Annotated in this window: 20 protein-coding genes; 7 read left to right on the plus strand and 13 right to left on the minus strand. The window is 65.4% G+C overall.

Translation table 11 applies throughout. The annotated features are described in order from the left end of the window. Positions 1 to 16: 16 nt before the first annotated feature. Entirely contained in the window at positions 17 to 331 is a 315-nt protein-coding gene (locus tag A5906_RS37965; RefSeq protein ID WP_347337643.1) for a hypothetical protein, read from the plus strand. After that, on the plus strand, positions 324 to 509 hold the full coding sequence (locus tag A5906_RS37970; RefSeq protein WP_080140217.1) for a hypothetical protein: 186 nt from the start codon (positions 324 to 326) through the stop codon (positions 507 to 509). The genes A5906_RS37965 and A5906_RS37970 overlap by 8 nt, the downstream gene beginning before the upstream one ends. 480 nt (positions 510 to 989) lie before the next feature. On the opposite strand, the gene A5906_RS37975 is transcribed toward A5906_RS37970, so the two are convergent. The 10 genes from A5906_RS37975 to A5906_RS38025 form a co-directional block, all read right to left on the minus strand. After that, positions 990 to 1,589, minus strand: a complete 600-nt coding sequence (locus tag A5906_RS37975; RefSeq protein ID WP_080140218.1) for a hypothetical protein — start codon at positions 1,587 to 1,589, stop codon at positions 990 to 992. Between the two features lie 26 nt (positions 1,590 to 1,615). After that, positions 1,616 to 2,413 carry an adenylate/guanylate cyclase domain-containing protein gene (locus A5906_RS37980; protein WP_080140291.1) on the minus strand — a complete coding sequence of 266 codons (798 nt, stop codon included), beginning with the start codon at positions 2,411 to 2,413 and terminating at the stop codon, positions 1,616 to 1,618. A 111-nt stretch (positions 2,414 to 2,524) separates the two neighbouring features. Beyond that, the gene (locus tag A5906_RS37985; protein WP_080140219.1) at positions 2,525 to 2,737 is read right to left on the minus strand and encodes a hypothetical protein; all 213 of its coding nucleotides are present in this window, start codon (positions 2,735 to 2,737) and stop codon (positions 2,525 to 2,527) included. 1 nt (position 2,738) lies between these two features. Beyond that, the gene (locus A5906_RS37990) at positions 2,739 to 2,963 is read right to left on the minus strand and encodes a hypothetical protein (RefSeq protein ID WP_245327127.1); all 225 of its coding nucleotides are present in this window, start codon (positions 2,961 to 2,963) and stop codon (positions 2,739 to 2,741) included. Positions 2,964 to 3,463: 500 nt separating this feature from the next. Beyond that, positions 3,464 to 4,654 (minus strand): adenylate/guanylate cyclase domain-containing protein, encoded by a 1,191-nt coding sequence (locus A5906_RS38000; RefSeq protein ID WP_080140293.1) that lies wholly within the window; start codon positions 4,652 to 4,654, stop codon positions 3,464 to 3,466. Between the two features lie 109 nt (positions 4,655 to 4,763). Then, positions 4,764 to 5,348 carry a HutD/Ves family protein gene (locus A5906_RS38005; RefSeq protein WP_080140221.1) on the minus strand — a complete coding sequence of 195 codons (585 nt, stop codon included), beginning with the start codon at positions 5,346 to 5,348 and terminating at the stop codon, positions 4,764 to 4,766. A 104-nt stretch (positions 5,349 to 5,452) separates the two neighbouring features. Next, positions 5,453 to 6,034: a hypothetical protein gene (locus A5906_RS38010; protein WP_080140222.1), complete on the minus strand. Its 582-nt coding sequence runs from the start codon at positions 6,032 to 6,034 to the stop codon at positions 5,453 to 5,455. A gap of 12 nt (positions 6,035 to 6,046) precedes the next feature. Next, positions 6,047 to 8,323, minus strand: coding sequence for a xanthine dehydrogenase family protein molybdopterin-binding subunit (locus A5906_RS38015; protein ID WP_080140223.1), 2,277 nt, complete (start codon positions 8,321 to 8,323; stop codon positions 6,047 to 6,049). Continuing rightward, complete coding sequence (locus tag A5906_RS38020; protein ID WP_080140224.1) at positions 8,320 to 8,814, minus strand: (2Fe-2S)-binding protein; 495 nt, start codon at positions 8,812 to 8,814, stop codon at positions 8,320 to 8,322. Before A5906_RS38020 ends, A5906_RS38015 begins: the two co-directional genes overlap by 4 nt. Before the next feature lie 185 nt (positions 8,815 to 8,999). Then, the gene (locus A5906_RS38025; RefSeq protein ID WP_080140225.1) at positions 9,000 to 11,087 is read right to left on the minus strand and encodes an adenylate/guanylate cyclase domain-containing protein; all 2,088 of its coding nucleotides are present in this window, start codon (positions 11,085 to 11,087) and stop codon (positions 9,000 to 9,002) included. Between the two features lie 310 nt (positions 11,088 to 11,397). Between A5906_RS38025 and A5906_RS38030 the strand changes: the two genes are divergently transcribed. The 4 genes from A5906_RS38030 to A5906_RS38045 are packed head-to-tail and all read left to right on the plus strand — an operon-like array spanning position 11,398 to position 13,940. Then, positions 11,398 to 11,703, plus strand: coding sequence for a BufA1 family periplasmic bufferin-type metallophore (locus A5906_RS38030; protein ID WP_080140226.1), 306 nt, complete (start codon positions 11,398 to 11,400; stop codon positions 11,701 to 11,703). A 50-nt stretch (positions 11,704 to 11,753) separates the two neighbouring features. Continuing rightward, entirely contained in the window at positions 11,754 to 12,662 is a 909-nt protein-coding gene (gene bufB, locus A5906_RS38035; RefSeq protein ID WP_080140227.1) for an MNIO family bufferin maturase, read from the plus strand. Continuing rightward, the gene (locus A5906_RS38040) at positions 12,652 to 13,434 is read left to right on the plus strand and encodes an HvfC/BufC N-terminal domain-containing protein (protein ID WP_080140294.1); all 783 of its coding nucleotides are present in this window, start codon (positions 12,652 to 12,654) and stop codon (positions 13,432 to 13,434) included. Before bufB ends, A5906_RS38040 begins: the two co-directional genes overlap by 11 nt. Then, entirely contained in the window at positions 13,431 to 13,940 is a 510-nt protein-coding gene (locus A5906_RS38045) for a DoxX family protein (RefSeq protein WP_080140228.1), read from the plus strand. Before A5906_RS38040 ends, A5906_RS38045 begins: the two co-directional genes overlap by 4 nt. A 6-nt stretch (positions 13,941 to 13,946) precedes the next feature. Here the strand turns inward: A5906_RS38045 and A5906_RS38050 are convergent, their stop codons facing one another. The 3 genes from A5906_RS38050 to A5906_RS38060 are packed head-to-tail and all read right to left on the minus strand — an operon-like array spanning position 13,947 to position 16,033. Beyond that, positions 13,947 to 14,792: an SDR family NAD(P)-dependent oxidoreductase gene (locus tag A5906_RS38050; protein WP_080140229.1), complete on the minus strand. Its 846-nt coding sequence runs from the start codon at positions 14,790 to 14,792 to the stop codon at positions 13,947 to 13,949. 1 nt (position 14,793) lies between these two features. Next, positions 14,794 to 15,354 carry a carboxymuconolactone decarboxylase family protein gene (locus tag A5906_RS38055; protein WP_080140230.1) on the minus strand — a complete coding sequence of 187 codons (561 nt, stop codon included), beginning with the start codon at positions 15,352 to 15,354 and terminating at the stop codon, positions 14,794 to 14,796. Next, positions 15,332 to 16,033, minus strand: coding sequence for a TetR/AcrR family transcriptional regulator (locus A5906_RS38060; RefSeq protein WP_080140231.1), 702 nt, complete (start codon positions 16,031 to 16,033; stop codon positions 15,332 to 15,334). The genes A5906_RS38055 and A5906_RS38060 overlap by 23 nt, the downstream gene beginning before the upstream one ends. Positions 16,034 to 16,181: 148 nt before the next feature. On the opposite strand from A5906_RS38060, the gene A5906_RS45760 reads away from it, so the two are divergent. Further along, positions 16,182 to 16,697, plus strand: a 516-nt coding sequence (locus A5906_RS45760; protein WP_249776137.1) for a Bug family tripartite tricarboxylate transporter substrate binding protein, incomplete at its 3' end; no start/stop codon positions are given.

The raw sequence follows: 16,697 nt of genomic DNA on the forward strand, positions 1-16,697 counted from the left end.
ACCGGCGCGCCGGGTCTTGACCTGGGTCGGGCAGGCTCCCAATTTTCTCGCCTGGGGCTTCCCCAAATTGGCAAAGGAAACGCACGACGACCGTCGGGAGATGATGATGATAGACCAGAATCTGGCCCGCCTGCGCGCTCACCGCAACAACATCCATCGCTACCGCAGGTTACTCGCAACTGAGCTCACCGACCTTGAACGCAGCTATATCGAGCGACGTCTGAAGGAGGAGCAGGCCACCATGGCGTCTCTTTCAGAAGAGACGTTTCCGTTTACCCCGCCATCAACACAGCTCCCGGCAGCGGCACCCCAAGAGGGTCGCCATGTTTGAGCTCGACGCTTTCGTAATCAGGGGATACGAGAAGGTCATCGACCATTATCGCTGGCTGCGAGATTCCGGGAAGTCTGACCTGGAGCGCGAGCGATTCCAGAGGCGGATTGATCAAGAGCACCAGATGCTGACAGAGTATCTCGAAGAGAAATCACGCGGCGCGCTACGAGCCGCGTGATTTTCGTTGCCAAAGCCTCCCGCTGCGACCAACCGCAGCAGGCGATCAGTCGAACGAGGCGATTGCAGATCGCTCCTGCGTGTATTAGGCGGGTCTTCGAGATCGACCATATCGCGCAGACCATGCAAACCGATGATGGCACTCTTTACGTCACCCAGAGCTCGAGCGGTGGAGACGGCGTGAACAGTGTGCGGGGCGGCGAGGGAGTCCCCGGCGTCGGTTGGCTCAAAACCATGTCACAGCTGCTCGAGGCCAACCGGATGCATGTCATCGACATTTTCCGCCTGGCCAATCTGACGGCGCCTGCATCGATGGGACCGCAGGCCGACGAACCCTTAGAGCTCGGCCAGCCCGACTTCTCGCGGGCACCTCCGGGCTTATCGGCTCCGGCCGTCGCGAATCCCGTTGCCGGTACCATTCCCGCGCAGCCGCTCTTGGCGCCTGCATTCACCCGGGCAGCGGTTGAGCTCATCGGGGACGTCAGTAGAGTCCCGAATAGACCTCATCGTCCGCCACGAGCGTCCAGCGCCTACCGCGCTTCTTGTAGACATGCGCGGCACCGAACATTTCTCCCGATGTCCGCACGCGGGAGCCGTCGTCCTCGCGGCGCCATGTGCCGACATCGTGCTCGACGATGACGATCGCGGTCCGCCCTGCCGCGTCGAAGGCGGGAAACGTGTAGCCAAGGCTGATCTGTGTGGTTCGCTCGCCCGGGCCCAATGCAGTGATCGCCGCGTCCCGCCGCCCGCGATGTTCCGCATTGCTGCAGAATATCTCGGGGCGCGCGCCGCGGGGGTCGATCGTCGCGCGCGGCGAGGCCGGCGGCGGCGCGGGAGAAGCGCCGGTGCGCCGACCCAGATATTTGCGCGCGAGGTCGGCCGGAACCGGATAGGTCATCCATGCCTCGCCGTCGATCCGGCACGGACCAAGCGCCTTCTCTCCCGCAAGCTCGGCGGCGACGATCGCGCGCGCATCGACGAGGCTGCCCCGGCCGCCGGCGGCTTGCGCAAAGGCCGCAGAGACGAGTGCGGTCAAGGCGATGATTGCCGTGTGGGAGGCGGACGAGATGAGAGTGCGCATTAAATGCCTGGCCAAGCGCCACGCCCTCACCGCTCCACCCGATACAATCTCCAGCGCTCCGGTACGCCCTTGAGCCGGTGCATGCCATGATCTGTCAGGCCGATCGCAGCTTGCGTCTTCATCAGCTCCTTCACCGCGCTCGAGACCAGGACTTCGCCGGCGCGCGCCTTGGCGGCGATGCGGGTGCAGATGTGGAAGGCGAGGCCGACCATTTCGCCGCCGCTGATCGTGTACTCGCCGGCGTGCAGGCCGACTCGGATCTCGAGACCCAGCGTGAGCATAGCCTTCTGGATCGCGGTCGCGCAAATGATGCCGGCGGCCGGCGCCTTGAAGGTCGCGAGCACGCCGTCGCCCGTCGTCACGACCTCCTTGCCGCGCGAACTCTTCAGCTCCTTGCGCACGGCGGCGTAATAATGGCCCATCACCTTGGTCCAGCGCGCATCGCCGAGCTTGGCGGCCTTTGCGGTGGAGCCGACGATGTCGACGATCAGGATGGTGGCGAGGGCCTGCTTGAGTTCGGCGCTGCGTGCGACCGATGGACGCCGGTTCGCGATGGACCCGGTCAGCGGCTCATAACGGTGGTTGCGTCGCCGCGCGATGGCGGCCTTGGCATAGTCCTTCGCGCGCTGCGCCGTGCGGCAGCGGATCGTCTTCTCCTGCGGCACCCGAGTCCAGTAGACCTTGCGCTGGGCACCAGTGCCCTGGACCTCGACGGCGCCCCACTTCAGGAAGATCGTCGAGCCGGCGCGCCTGACGCACCACGCCTTCGACGTGTAACCGGAGACATTCGACTGATGAACACCGATGCGAAGGAATTTTGGCATGTACGCGCGGCCGATCGCAGAAACGTTTGGGCGGACCTCGGCCAAAAAGGTAGTCGGACATTCCTGCGTTGGCAACGGTGCTTCCCGGCTCGCTACTCCGTTCTCCGCATCCTAAGCTCCCCTGCCGTCGCCCTGCTTGCCGATCGTGCAGCGCCATGCAGCCAGGCGCTCGGCCGGGTGCTGCGCCATCCATTCGGCAAGCTGCGGCGCGCCCATCAGGCAGGACTGCATCGTCACTTGGGCGAAGTCCGAGGTCGTGACGACCTGTTCGTGACAGTCGGTCGGCGAGGAAAGGCGACAGAGCACGGCAATGATCCGGATCATCTCACGTCAGCTCCTTCGACCAGTCGTAATCGGCGCTGACAGCCGGGTGCGCCACGGACCTTGCTGCATCGGCGCTCGAGGCCTTTTCGGCCCGCCGCTGATAGTCGTCGGCCAAAATCTTCAGCCGCGTCGCAACCGCATCGTCGGTCATGCTACGGGCTGCGCGGAGCAGGCTCTGCGCCGTTTCCATGTAGGCCTTGCCTCGTCGTGACATCTGGAGCGTCATGGGATCCTCACGCGGTTCTCGGAAAGCGTATCGAAGGCGATCGGAAAACGGCCCACCCACTCGCTGTCATCCTGGCGGCGCGTCGCGAAACGTTCGACGCACTTCTTGGAGCAAAGAGGCCTGCGCCACGCGTAGTAGCGAACGAGACCGAATCTGCCGTCGCAGATTGCGCATCGCCCGGTTCGACCATGAAGATTCTCGGAGCAGGTTGGCATCGAAGCCTCCTCTTGTTGTCGCACCTGAGATTGCCAATCACCTCTTCTGTTGCACCGGGAATAGTCTCGGTTCCCGATGTCGCGGGCGGCACTCGCCGTAAGGGCCGCCAACGCACTCACCTTACGAGTCTCGCGCGGCGATCTCTTTCAACAAGGTGCCCTCAATTGCCCGTCCGCACGACGCGCGCGGCGGCAGCCGTGATCGCGGGCGCAGGCATCCACGCCGGTGCCGCCCGAAAGATGACATGAAAAGAAGTGACGAGGACCGCGCCGGTTTCGCGCGGGTCAGCCAGGATACGCGAACAGCTCGATCGGATCGCTGAAGCCGCGCACCTCGTATTTGCCGACCCGCTCCAGCTCGAATTTCGGCTGGACCTGCTCGGCGAAATCGCGCGACAGCAGCACGGTTCGCCCGATCTGCTTGGTGAGCGCTTCGAGGCGCGAGGCCATGTTGACGGCAGGGCCGATCACGGTGAAGTCGAGCCGGCTGGCGGAGCCGATATTGCCGTACATGACGTCGCCGACATGGACGCCGATGCCGTAGTTCAGCGGCGCGCGGCCGCTGTTCTTGTTGCGCTCGTTCAGCGCGGCCATGGCTCCCCTCGCCTCGCTCACGGCATGCAGCAGGTTGGCGCAGGCGTCAGGCTGGCTCAGCGGGAAGATGGCGAGCAGGCCGTCGCCGATGAATTTCAGGATCTCGCCGCCATGCCTGGCGATGGGTTCCGACATCGCGTCGAAATAATCGTTGAGAAGATCGATGACGTCGTCGCGCGGCCAGTTGTCGGAGATTTTCGTGAAATCACGCAGGTCGCAGATCATGATCGCGGCACGCACGGTGGTGCCGGTGCCGCGCCGGGTGGCGCCGGCCAGAATCAGCTCGCCGGCATGGGCGCCGACATAGGTCTCCAGCAGGGTCCGCGCCAGACGGTTCTTGACGCGGATCTCGCTGACAAGCGCCAGCACCGGCAGCAGGTTCTTCAGCGCGGCGATATGCGCATCATCGAAACCACCGGGCCGGTCGGTGGCGAAGGTGATGAGATGGCGCTTGCCGAGGGTGTGATAGAGCGGCCAGGCCACATAATCGGTCAGGCCCTTCGCGCGCATCTCGTCGTAGAGCGCGTGCTTGCGGCCAAGCGCGGGGTCGCGTTCAAGGTTCTCCCGCAGCTCGCTCGCGCCGTTCTGCATCTCATTGGCGGGGCTGCCGATATATTCGGACCGCTCGCGAACGTCGTAGTCGACCAATGCAATCTCCGCCCCGCGCATGCCGTCGGACCACATGAAGCGGGCGCCGAGCCATTGCGGGTGATTGATCAGGATGTGAAGCGTCGATCGCTTCAGCGGGATGCCGGCCTGCTGCAAACGGTTGCACATCTCGGCGAAGATGTTGTCGATGAAGCGCTCGTCGCGTGTGCCATTGGTCAGCCAGCGGACGACGCCGTCGGACAGCGTGGGGGGATTTTTGTCTGGCATGGTCATATCCGGCCCCTTCGCGGCGGTCTGCATCGAGCAGATATCGTGCGCCGGCGCCGCGGCGTCAACCTAGCCTGTTGCACGGATTGTGCGCATTCCGAAGGCCGGTTGCAGCCTAGCCGGCGAGCCGAATCGACGCTAGGACCGCCAGGCCTGAGACGAGGGCCAGACTGGACGCCGCGGTCAGCTCGACCTTCAGCGTGCATTCGTGCGAAATCGCAAAATCATCCCCGTCGAGACGGATGCGGCAGTCGCCGCGCGCCGCGTAGAGCAGATGCGTGCCTGCAAGCAATGGCCGCTCACCCGGTTCCCTGAGCGCCGCAAGCGCGATCTCCGCAGCTCCGCGCCGTGCCATCAGGTTCACGACCTCGACGGGGCCCGCCTCGAGCGCGGTGACGATCTCGATCTCGCCGGCGAAGCGCACCGTCGTAAATGGTTCACGCTCGTCGAATTCCTGCGTCGGCGATTTCAGCACCAGTCCGCGCCCGCCAACGACCATCTGCAGGCGGTCAATGCCGGGCATGTGGGAGAACGGGCCGGGCGCCACGATCGGCGTGGAAGCAAACCGCCAGAGCAGGCTGTTCCAGTCCTTCACCGGGCTGTCTGCGCGATAGGCGCCCGCAATATCGGTGAAGACGCCGCCGCCGTTCTTCCAGGGCGAGCGGGTGTAGTCTTCTGGTTTCAGCAGCGTGGTCTTCATGTCGGGGAGCCGTCCGGGAAACGCAGTGGGCCGATATCGTCGGCGCATCATGTGCGTAACGACGCGGCTTTGCCAACCGGTTTAACGAGCGGCCCGCAGCTCTGCTATTCGGCCGGGCAAGGAGCTCCGGCCTTGTCCCATTGCCTGATGAAGCCCGCCAGTTCGTTCACGGAATAGGGAGGCTTCTTCCTCTCCGGCCCGGGCTCCCATCCCCACGCGACTCTTGCATCTGTCTTGATATGGCGGACGACCGCGTCAATCGATTCGATGTTGCGGAGCTTCGGATCCCGGAATTGCTTGCAAACCTCGGCGCTGGACTTGCCGAACCATTGTCTCTCGGGCCCCGGAAGCTCCCAGTCCAATGCTCCGGGCGGACCGTGCGGCGTATCCAAGTTATGCGTGGTGTGACACGTCGTGCAGGCGAGATAGTTGCTGCCGTTATCGCCGCCCTTGGCACTGATGTTCATGCCGTGGGGCCGCGGCGTGCTGCCATATTCCGGGCCGGACCACATTGGCACGCGGTCGGTGCCGACATGACAATTGGCGCAGCGCGGATGCGAGAAGACCTGGTGAATCCTGCTCCAGAGTTCGAGGCCGCGTGCTCGATCCTGGGGGGCGGCCTGATCCTGGGCACCAGCCCGCCCAGGACACACGATCAGCAGGATGAGCAGCGCAAGGCGGATCATGTGACGATGCCCTCAGATGAACTGGATGCCCTCGGTCTTGATCAGCGGCAATTTGCGGGCGCGTATCCCGGTCGCGGCGAAGATGGCGTTGGCGAGCGCGGGCGCGGCCGGCGGAACGGCCGGCTCGCCGATGCCGCGGATGTGCTCGAGCCCGGTCTCCAGCGTCCGGACCTCGATCGTCGGCGCCTGATGCATCCGCATGCCTTCGTATTGGTGGTAGTTCGTCTGGACGGCCTTGCCATCCTCGTAGGTCAGCTCGGCGTTCATCGCGTGTCCGAGCGCCCAGATCACGGCACCTTCGACCTGGCTCTTCAAATTATCGGGGTCGAGCACCTTGCCGACTTCGGCTGCAACGCAGACGCGTTCGATCTTGATGATGCTTCTGCCGGTGGCCTCGTCCTGCCGGGTCGAGATCTCGACCACTTCGGCGACCGGCACGCCGAAAGACAGCGTGAAGGCGAGGCCACGCGCGCGGCCCGGCCCGGGACCGCTGCCCCAGTTCGACATCTTGCCGACGGCCTCGAGCACGTCATGCGCCGGTGCATATTTTGGATTCTTCGCGGACAGCCGCAGCCGCTCCTCGAGCGGGTCCGCGCCGGCGGCATGGATCAACTCGTCCAGGAAGCTCTCGTGCAAGAATGCGTTGCCGGACGCGCCGACCGAGCGCCACGAGCTGACCGGCACCAGCTCGGGCACGCGATATCCTCTCACACGGTAATTCGGGATCGCGAACGGCTGATCCCACGCGCCTGCCACGATCACAGGGTCCGGAAGGACGAACGGCAGGTTCAGGCGGCCGAATTGCGACGCACTGACGGATGGCGCGGCGATGGCGAGATCAAAGGCGTCGACCTCGCGGCCCTTCACGGCCCCGCGCATGCGCGCGACCGCGAGCGGACGCGGGAGGTCATGCGTCATGTCCTCCTCGCGCGTCCATGTCATCTTGATCGGCCGGTCCCGATAGGCCATCGCGAGCTCGACGGCCTGACGCACATAATCGTCCTCCAGGCGGCGGCCAAAACTGCCGCCGCAAAGCTGCGCGTGAACGTGGATGTTGTCTTCCGGCAGCCCGGTCATCTCCCGTGCCGCCTTCACCAGGAAGGCCGGGATCTGCGTCCCCGTCCAGATGTCGAGGTGATCGTCCTTGAGCTGCACGACGGCATTCATCGGCTCGAGCGGTGCGTGGGCCAAATAAGGCACGCTGTATTCGGCCTTGATCTCGTTTGCCGCGGTGATCGCGCTATCGACGTCGCCGTCGTCCCTGCAAACGAACAGGCGGTGCTCCGGAGTGAAGCAAGCCTCCGCTGCCGCAAACATGGCCTTGCTGCTCGCCGGATAGGGCGCCTCGCCCCAGGAGAACTTGATCTGCCCGGCGGCCTTGAATGCGCGCCAGGTGTTGTCGGCGATGACGCCGACGCCGCCCTTGAGCGGCACGATCTTGAGGACGCCTTTCGCCTGTGCGGCCGCGGACGAGTCATAGCTCCGCACACCGCCGCCGAGCCGCGGATTGGTGCGGACCGTAGCGTAGACCATGCCTGGAAGCCGGATATCGATACCGAACGTCGCCGTGCCGGTGCACTTGGCCACCATGTCGAGCCGCGGCATCGACCTGCCGAGATATCGCCAATCCTTCGGGTCTTTCGGCTGGATGCCGGACGGCAGCTCGATGCTCGCCGCTGCCTCGGCCAGCGAAGCGTAGCTGAGCGTGCGTCCGTCCGGCAGGACCACGGCGCCGTCCCGTGTCAAAAGCCTGTCTCTCGCAACACCTGTCTGTTTCTCGGCTGCGCGCAGCAGCACCTCGCGCGCGGTCGCGCCGGCAACACGCAGCCTGTGGCACGTATCGGCCACGGTCGAGGAACCACCGGTCCATTGAAAGCCCAGGACCTTGCCCATCCCCTGGCCAATGATTCCCGCCAGAGGGTCGAACCGGCCGATCACCGAGAGCGGCACGCCCTCCCTGCCGACCCTGGTGTTGGCATAGACCGCGCTCGGCGCACCCGGATCGTATTTGATGTCGCTCCAGGCGATATCGAGCTCCTCGGCGAGGAGCGCCGCCTGGAGGGAGTACGCGCCCTGGCCGAGATCGGCGCGCGGCGTGATGAGGGTGACGCCGTCGCGGTCGATCCGCACATAGGGCGTCAGCATGTGCTCGCCCGCCTTGATGCCGTTCTTGAGGCGCCGGTTCACACGGAACGGCTCGGTATAGTAGTAGCCGAACACGAGGCCGCCAGCCGCGACAGCCGCAACTCCGAGCGCGGCGCGGCGCGAAATTGTACCGAGGCGGCTCACGACTTTTGCCCTTGCAGCCTCATCGCTGCGCTCTTGATGGCGGCTCGAATGCGAACATAGGTGCCGCAGCGGCAAAGATTGGCCGACATCACGTGATTGATCTGATCGTCGAGCTCGTCCTTCGAGCGCGGCGGCTTGGCGTTCACCCAGGCATCGAGCAGCGCCGCGGCGGCCATGATCTGGCCGGGCTGGCAATAGCCGCATTGCGCGACCTGATGCTCGATCCACGCCGCCTGCACCGCATGCAACGCCTGCGGTGTTCCAAGCCCCGTGATAGTGATGATTTCGGCGCCGTCATCGATGTCGCCGGTCCTGAGCGAGCACGACCGCACCGGCCGGCCGTCAACATGCACCGTGCAGGCGCCGCACACGGCGATCCCGCAGCCATATTTCGGTCCGGTGATCCCGAGCTCGTCGCGCAGCAGCCACAACAGAGGCATGTCGCCTTCGACATCCACCTCGTATTGCTTTTCGTCGACCGTCAGGCGCATGACCGCTCCGGGCAACAAAATGGCTCTGATGAAATTCAAACGCCGGATTGCCGGCTCGGCCTCAACTCAAGGCTTTAATATTCCTCATTATCGCGCCGGATGCCCGCCCTGGCAAGGTGTGACCACGCGGTCCTTCACGCCGAATTGACGCAGAATGCGCGGCCGGCAAATGCCCGCTTAGCGCGTCATTTCGACGTCAGGGCCGCGACCGGGCGCCAGGCGTCATCGGGGGCGGCCGCAATAAATTGCCGGCATCGGTCACGCATCAGCTCGGCGGGACGATCGTGCGCACGTTGCCTCAGTACGGCCTCGAACTCGGCGAGCGCGGCGGCAAACCGGCGCGCCCGATAATTGGCAAGACCGTGCTCGTAATCTGCGATCCAGCCGGCTTCGGTCACGCCTTCATCTCCGATTCCGATCAGCTCGTGCACGGAGAGCCCCTCCTCGCGTCCGTAAACCGCGATGCTCTCGATCTCACGCGTGAGGACGGCGCCGCGCGCCAGGCGTTCGGTGGCCTCGCCGATCAGGATGCGCGTTCCATAGGCCTTGTTGGCGCCTTCGAGCCGGCTGGCGACGTTCACGGCATCACCGATCACGGTATAATTCAGTCGCAGTTCCGAGCCGATATTGCCGACCAGCATGCGATCCGAATTGATGCCAATGCGGATCTGGAGCGGCTGGCCTAGATCGTCGACGAGGCCGGACTCGTCCATCGCCCTGCGGCAGGCCAGCGCAGCGCGACAGCAGCGCAGGGCGTGATCCGCTTGCGGTTGCGGCGCGCCCCAGAATGCCATGACGGCATCGCCAATGAATTTGTCGATGGTGCCGCCATTGGCAACGATGATTTCCGAGGTGAGGTCGAGATAGCGTGACAGCAGCGGCACCACGCGGTCGCCCAGTCGCTCTGACAATCCGGTAAAGCCGGCGACGTCGATGAACATCACAGTGAGCTCCTGGATGCTGCCGCCGGGCCTTGCCTCGACGCCCTGGCGCAGCAAACCGCGAACGAGATCGGCGGGGATGAACTTGCGGAAGGCGGACAGGCCGGACGCCATCTCGGCGATGGCGCCCGACAGGCTCGCAATTTCCTTGAGCCGCGACGGATGGCGGCGCACCTGCTCCAGCGCGAACGCCTCGACATGGCGAAGCTCGCCGACGACGCGCGACAGCGGCGCGGCAATGACGGAACGCGCCAGCACCGCCGACGCCAGCGCCGCGAGCACGGCGCCGACGGCAAGGCCCAGGATCAGACGGTGAAGCGTCGTCTCGACAGGCCCAAGAAATTCGGCCTCCGGGATCACGGTTGCGAGCGACCAGCCGGGAAACGGCAGCGGCGTCAGCGCAACCTCGTAGGCCGCGCCGCGTGATGTCAAGCGGCTCCGCCAGGCCTCCTTGCGGCCGGCGTCGCCCGCCTGTTCGAGCGCTGCGCGCGCCAGCGGCAGCAGCGTGATGTCGCTACGCGCAGGATGCAGTTCGTCAGCCTCCTTGTCCGGCGCTGCGACGAGCACACCGCTATCGTCGACGATGAAGGCGGTTCCCGTACGCCCGACCTCCAGCTGCGACAGGAAGCGCGCGAGCCTCGTATATTCGATGACGACGGCGAGAACGCCTTGCCGCTCCTGATAGACGTCGATCGGGCCCGCAAAGGCGATCGACGGCCGCTCGCCGGTCGGATGGTCCATCACCCTGAACCATTGCGGGTCGTCCGCGGTGAGCCCGGCCTTGAACCAGGCCTGATCGGCCACGCGGAACTCGGTCGGCTCGAAGCGGCGGTTCGCGAATTCGATGTCGCCGGGCACGACGTCGTATTCATCGACGCGGCGCTGGCCTGGATGGTCGGTCAGCGAGATCTCCATCATTTCCAGCCGGCGATCGCCGAGCTTGTGCGCGGCAAAGAACGAGCCATCGGGCCAGCCAAAGGCGACCCAGGAGATCGTCGCCTGCGACTGCAGCTGCGACAAGAAAACGAACTCGCGCTTATCGGCCTCGCGGGTATCGAGCACATTCTGGAGGAACAGGGTGCGGATCCCGGTATGCGCGGCGCGCGCCTCGTCGACGATCGCCGAAACCTCCTTGCGCACCGCCGCGACGATCTGATCGTTGATGGTGGAAGCGAGTTGCCGGCTGGTCGCCTCCGCCGTGCGCCACCACAACAGGCTGGAAAGGGCGGCGGTCAACAGGATCGCAGCCAGGACCAGCGCGGACACCGCGAGGCGGATGCTGACTGTCAGCCTTGCAACCGCCCGAAGCCTCCGTCCGGGATCAACATTCATCACCGTTCTCGCTTGGTGGACCTGCGCATCATCTGACATCGCTCTACGGCGCCGGCCGCCATTCGTTACGTCTGGCAGGCGCGGCTCATCCCCGCCAATGCCCGCCGGCTAATGTCTCGATAGAGCCAAGGCATTGGATTTGCGCCGGCGCTTGCCCGTTAATCCCGGCCCAAGCGCACCAACCGGGCGCCCCGACCCATCGGTCTCACGGACTCGTGAGCATCCCCGCGGTAACGCCGGCTGCGCGCGAGGCGAACGAGACCATGCGCCTTCGCCTGCCAGGCGATGCATCTGAAAAAGGAGAAATTCGATGTCTGCCAAGCACGTCGTCACCACACTCGCTCTCGCCGGCGCCATGTCAACCGCGCTCGCGACCCTCGCCGCCGCCGCCCCGCTGACCAAGGCCGAGGCCGATGCCGCCATCGCCGCCAAGAAGGAAAAGTGTTTCGGCGTTGCGCTGAAGGGCCAGAACGATTGCGCCGCAGGACCGGGCACGACCTGCCAGGGCACCTCGACCGTCGACTTCCAGGGCAATGCCTGGAAATTCGTCCAGGGCGGCACCTGCACCAGCATCGACCTGCCCGGCGGCAAGAAGGGCTCGCTGAAGCCGGTCTGACGCGGCCCGGCCAATCCATCACGCAACACCCAAGGAAGCGGAGACGCACAATGATCACGGCCACCAAGCCCGCCACCGTGCCGCTCCGCTTTTCACTTCCGATCGGCGGTATCGCCGGGGCCAGCTTCAAGCCCGAGCACCTTGCGGCGATTCTCGAAGCCGCCCCGCAAGCCGGCTTCTTCGAGGTGCATGCCGAGAACTACATGGGCGCCGGCGGAGCGCCGCATCGCGCGCTGGAAGCCGTCCGCCGCGATCATCCGCTGTCTCTGCACGGCGTCTGCATGTCGATCGGCGGGCCGCAGCCGCTCGACAAGACCCATCTCGCGCGCTTCCGCAGCCTTGTCGCGCGCTATCAGCCGGCGCTGGTCTCCGAACATCTGGCGTGGTCGACGCATGAGACCAGCTTCTTCAACGATCTTCTGCCGTTGCCCTATACCGAGGCGACGCTGGCCTGCGTCTGCGATCACATCGACGAGGTGCAGGAGGCGATCCGCCGACCGCTGCTGCTGGAGAACCCGTCGACCTACGTCACCTTCCGCCAGTCCACGATGAACGAGACCGATTTCCTTCGCGCCATCACCGCGCGCACCGGCTGCGGCCTGCTGCTCGACGTCAACAACGTATTCGTGTCCGCGACCAATCACGGATATTCCGCGCTCGACTACCTCGGCGATTTCCCGCTGGCTCACGTCGAGGAGATTCATCTCGCCGGCCACGCGGAGCAGGCCGACGATGACGGCAATCTCCTCCTCATCGACAGCCATGACGGCCCGGTCGCGGATGCCGTGTGGAAGCTGTACGAGATCATCGTCGCGCGGCGCGGCCCCGTGCCGACGCTGATCGAATGGGACAGCAAGATCCCGGAATGGCCGGTCCTGCGGGCCGAGGCCGCCGCCGCGCAGGCGATCCTCGATCGCTGCCGGACGGTCACAGAAACGGATGATCGCCGTGCGGCCTGAAGCTGACCTCGGATTTGCCGCGGCCTTCGCGCCGCCGCTGCTCGATCCCGCGCGTGACGCGCCGACGGACGTGACCGGCCGAAACGGCAAGCCGGCAGGCCGACGCTATGATGTCTACCGCAACAACGTCACGGTTAGTCTGATCGATGCGTTGGCCGCGATCTATCCGGCGGTGCAGCGCATTACCGGCACCGATTTCTTCCGCGCCATGGCGCGCTTCCACGTCCGCAATACCCTGCCGATCTCGCCGCTGCTGTTCGACTACGGCCGCGACTTCCCGGACTTCGTCGCGAATTACGCGCATGCGAAAGACATGCCCTGGCTGGCCGATGTCGCCCGCATCGAGCGCGCCTGGCTCGATGCCTATCATGCCGCCGACGCGTTGCCGCTGCCGCCGGCGCGTCTGTCCGCCATCGCGCTGGAACGGCTTGGCGATCTCGTCCTGACGCCGCATCCGGCGGCACGGATCGTACGCTCGCAATATGCGGCCGTGACGATCTTCGCCGCCAACCGCGACAGCGCGCCCGCGGCACGCATCGACGCGTCAACGCCCGAAGACGCCCTGATCACCCGGGCCGAATTCGAGGTCGTGGTGCGCCACCTTCCGCCCGGCGGCGCCGTCTTTGCGGCCAGCCTGATGTCCGGCGAGCCGCTCGGCGTGTCAGCAATGGCGGCGTTCGACGCGTCAGCCGAGTTCGACATCGCCGCGAACATCGCCGGCCTGATCGCAGCTGGCGCGTTCACCTCGATTGCCTTTGGAGATCCAGCATGATTACGGACCAGCGCATGCCCGCAAGCAGCAGCCTTCCACCTCTCGGCCTGCTCGTCGACAGGGCCAATCAACTGGTGCAGACGCTTGCCGCGCCGTTGCTGGTCCAGCTCGTGCTGCGCGTCGCGCTCGCCGTGCCGTTCTGGCGCTCGGGCATGCTCAAATGGGGCGGCTTTCTGCGGCTCAACGATACCGCCGTGACGCTGTTCAGCGACGAGTTCATGCTGCATCTGCCGGGCGGGCCTTTCCATTTTCCGGCCCCCACGGTGATGGCCTTCCTGTCGGGCTCGGGCGAGATCCTGTTCCCGATCCTGCTGGTACTGGGTCTCGGCACACGATTTGCGGGGCTCGGACTGTTGTTCATGACCGTGATCGTCGAGCTCACGGTGCCCGACGGCTGGCCGATCCATCTCACCTGGGCGGCCATGGCGCTCGGCATCATGGCTTACGGGCCGGGAAACCTCTCGATCGACCATCTCATCTGTCGCGCACGATCGCACGGGCGATGAGCACACCTACATCCCGCTCAACCCGCTATCCACCGCTAGCGTCTGCGCGGTGACATAGACGCTCTCGTCCGACAGGAAGAACAGCACGGCATAAGCAATCTCCCAGGCCGTGGCCTGGCGGCCGAACGGGATGTGGCCCTTGCCGCGGTTGGGGCGGCCGGCGCCGGCTTCGCGGCCGTTGGGGGTGTCGACGAGGCCGGGATAAACGAGGTTGGCGCGGATGCCGCGACGCGATCCGAGGTGGGCGATGTTGCGCATCAGGCCGCCGAGCGCGGCTTTCGATGAATCATAGACCGCCATCTGCGATCCGGCTTTCAGCGCCGCGATCGAGGAGATGAAGACGATGGCGCCGCCATTGTCGAATCTCGGCATTGCGGCGCGGCAGCACAGCATGGGGCCGCGGACGTTGACGTCGTAGATCCTGTTCCACTCTTCGGGGCTGACGTTATCGAGGCCGACCTTGCCGAAGGTGCCGATGTTCAGCACCATGCCGTCGAGGCCACCCATGGCGCGGTGCGCTTCGTCGATCATGCGGACGACGTCGGCCTCGCGCGTGACGTCGGCGGCGATCGCAAAACCTTCGCCGCCCTCGTCGGTGATGCGCTTCACCGTCTGTTCGGCGGAGCTGCAGTTGAGGTCGGCGACCGCGACCTTCGCGTCCTCGCGTGCGCATAAAATGCTCATGGCGCGACCATTGCCGATCGGGTCGGTGGCGGCGTCGAACACGCGCTGGCCGCCCCCGACGATCAGGATGCGGCGTCCTTTCAGGCGCCCCCTGCCCGGCGCTTCGCCCAATGATTCCGCGCTGGGCGGACGGACGTAGCGCTCCGGCCTGGTCTCTGGGTCCGTCATCTCATCCGCCCTGCTTCTTGCCGCCCTCATAGACCTTCATGCCGGCGGCGGGATCGAGATCGGTCTCGGTCGCCTCGGTGAGGCGTGCCATCATCATGTAGAAGCCGAGTACGACGATGGATTCGACGATCTCCTGGTTGCTGAAATGCGCGCGGGCAGCCGCGAAGGTCGCCTCCGCCACGCGGACATTCTCGACCACCTCGCGGCCGAATTTCAGCAGCGCGCGCTCCGCCTCGCCGAGCGCGGCGGCATCGTAGTCGCCGCACTCGACCGCATCGACCTGTCCTTGCGTGCAGCCGACGCCGAGCGCGATCGGCACGTGCTGGCGCCATTCATAGGCGCCGCCCTCCAGCTGGGCGGCTTGCAGGATCAGCAGCTCGCGGTTGACGGAAGAGAGCTTCTGCTTGTGCAGGATCGAATTGCCGAGGCGCATCGCCGGAATCATGTTGGCCTCGGCATGGGCCATCATGCGGAAGATGTTGAGCTTGACCGGCATGCGGTCGAACGAGGCGCGGATGTCCCCGCTCGTCGTCTCCGGATCAATCAGGGGCAGCCTTGCCACGCGTCTCTCCCTTTGCTTTGCGTTTCTTGTTGTCGTCGTTGCCACCGTCCGCCGCGATCAGCGACAGGAAGAAGGCGAGATAGCGGTCGATCGCCTCGATCACCTTCGGCCGCGGCGAGGGCACTGCGCCCATCACGTAATGCTCGAGGCGGATGTAGATGAGGCCGGCGGCGAACAGCCGCGCGGTCTCGCGCGGATCGGTGGTCGAGATCAGGCCGGAGAGCGCGAAGCCGCGGAAATAGTCCGTCATCATGCTCTGCTCGCGCGCATAGAAATGGTCGGCGAACTTGGCACGGATGCCGGGCACGCGGTTGCGCTCGGCGGTGATGACCTTCTGGAACTGGTGCTCGCGCGGGTCGGACCATTGCTCGACGAGGTCGAGCGCGAACTGCCGGCAGAACGCGGCGGGCTGGCGCGCGAGCTGCTTGTAGCGCGGCTCCTCCAGCCGGCTCGCCGAACTTGCGGGGCCGTGCTCGCTGACGATCGCCTCGAGGATCGCGGCCTTGCCGGAGAAATGATTGTAGAGGCTGCTCTCACGGATGCCGACGCGGCGCGCCAGCTCGCGCATCGAGGCGCCACCATAGCCGCTCTGCGCGAACAAATTGAGCGCTTCGGTGAGGATGCGCTCGCGCGTCGTGGGCGCGGCCGCTTCCGCCGCGCTGGAGGTATGGACAGCCATGACGGCTTGACTAACGAACGATCGTTCGCTAGTCAACCGTACGAACGATCGTTCGACGATCGGCAGCCACGACGCAGCCAACGATCTGCACGAGCGGCTGGCATTCAACTCCGCTCGATAAGCGGAGAGCAAATGGGGGAACAATGCCATGGCACGCCTCGCTCGCCCTTTGCCCGCGCGGCAAACCATCACGACGCTTCTCATCGTCACATCGTCACTGCTGATTGCGGCACCGTCCGCCCACGCCGAAGACCCCGCCGCCTACCCCACGCACAAGATCAAGATGCTGTTGCCCTATGCGGCCGGCGGGGGCGGCGACGTGGTCGGCCGGCTGCTCGCCGACAGGATGGGCAAGACACTCGGGCAGAGCATCTATATCGAGAACCATACGGGCGCTGCCGGCACGCTCGGCACGCAGATGGTCGCGACGTCGCCGAATGACGGCTACACCATCACCGTCGGCGGCATGACCACGCATGTGCTGGCGCCGGCGATCTATCCGAAGCTGCCCTACGATTCGATCAATGATTTTACGACGATTGGCCGCGTCGGGACGTCTTCGATCATCGTGGTAGCCACCAAGGACTTTGCCGCCAATGACATCAAGGGCCTGATTGCGCTCGCGAAGAAGGGCGAGCCGATCCAGTACGGCAGCTGGGGCATC

The organism is Bradyrhizobium sacchari, assembly GCF_002068095.1.
GTDB classification, from domain to species: domain Bacteria; phylum Pseudomonadota; class Alphaproteobacteria; order Rhizobiales; family Xanthobacteraceae; genus Bradyrhizobium; species Bradyrhizobium sacchari.

What these genes read in the sequence shown, in the direction of transcription:
- A5906_RS38005 (WP_080140221.1), bottom strand. Translation starts at nt 5,348, where the DNA reads ATGAAGACCACGCTGCTGAAACCAGAAGACTACACCCGCTCGCCCTGG.
- A5906_RS37980 (WP_080140291.1), bottom strand. Translation starts at nt 2,413, where the DNA reads ATGCCAAAATTCCTTCGCATCGGTGTTCATCAGTCGAATGTCTCCGGT.
- A5906_RS38010 (WP_080140222.1), bottom strand. Translation starts at nt 6,034, where the DNA reads ATGATCCGCCTTGCGCTGCTCATCCTGCTGATCGTGTGTCCTGGGCGG.
- A5906_RS38025 (WP_080140225.1), bottom strand. Translation starts at nt 11,087, where the DNA reads ATGAATGTTGATCCCGGACGGAGGCTTCGGGCGGTTGCAAGGCTGACA.
- A5906_RS37975 (WP_080140218.1), bottom strand. Translation starts at nt 1,589, where the DNA reads ATGCGCACTCTCATCTCGTCCGCCTCCCACACGGCAATCATCGCCTTG.
- bufB (WP_080140227.1), top strand. Translation starts at nt 11,754, where the DNA reads ATGATCACGGCCACCAAGCCCGCCACCGTGCCGCTCCGCTTTTCACTT.
- A5906_RS38045 (WP_080140228.1), top strand. Translation starts at nt 13,431, where the DNA reads ATGATTACGGACCAGCGCATGCCCGCAAGCAGCAGCCTTCCACCTCTC.
- A5906_RS38000 (WP_080140293.1), bottom strand. Translation starts at nt 4,654, where the DNA reads ATGACCATGCCAGACAAAAATCCCCCCACGCTGTCCGACGGCGTCGTC.
- A5906_RS38030 (WP_080140226.1), top strand. Translation starts at nt 11,398, where the DNA reads ATGTCTGCCAAGCACGTCGTCACCACACTCGCTCTCGCCGGCGCCATG.
- A5906_RS38050 (WP_080140229.1), bottom strand. Translation starts at nt 14,792, where the DNA reads ATGACGGACCCAGAGACCAGGCCGGAGCGCTACGTCCGTCCGCCCAGC.
- A5906_RS37970 (WP_080140217.1), top strand. Translation starts at nt 324, where the DNA reads ATGTTTGAGCTCGACGCTTTCGTAATCAGGGGATACGAGAAGGTCATC.
- A5906_RS37985 (WP_080140219.1), bottom strand. Translation starts at nt 2,737, where the DNA reads ATGATCCGGATCATTGCCGTGCTCTGTCGCCTTTCCTCGCCGACCGAC.
- A5906_RS38060 (WP_080140231.1), bottom strand. Translation starts at nt 16,033, where the DNA reads ATGGCTGTCCATACCTCCAGCGCGGCGGAAGCGGCCGCGCCCACGACG.
- A5906_RS37990 (WP_245327127.1), bottom strand. Translation starts at nt 2,963, where the DNA reads ATGACGCTCCAGATGTCACGACGAGGCAAGGCCTACATGGAAACGGCG.
- A5906_RS38020 (WP_080140224.1), bottom strand. Translation starts at nt 8,814, where the DNA reads ATGCGCCTGACGGTCGACGAAAAGCAATACGAGGTGGATGTCGAAGGC.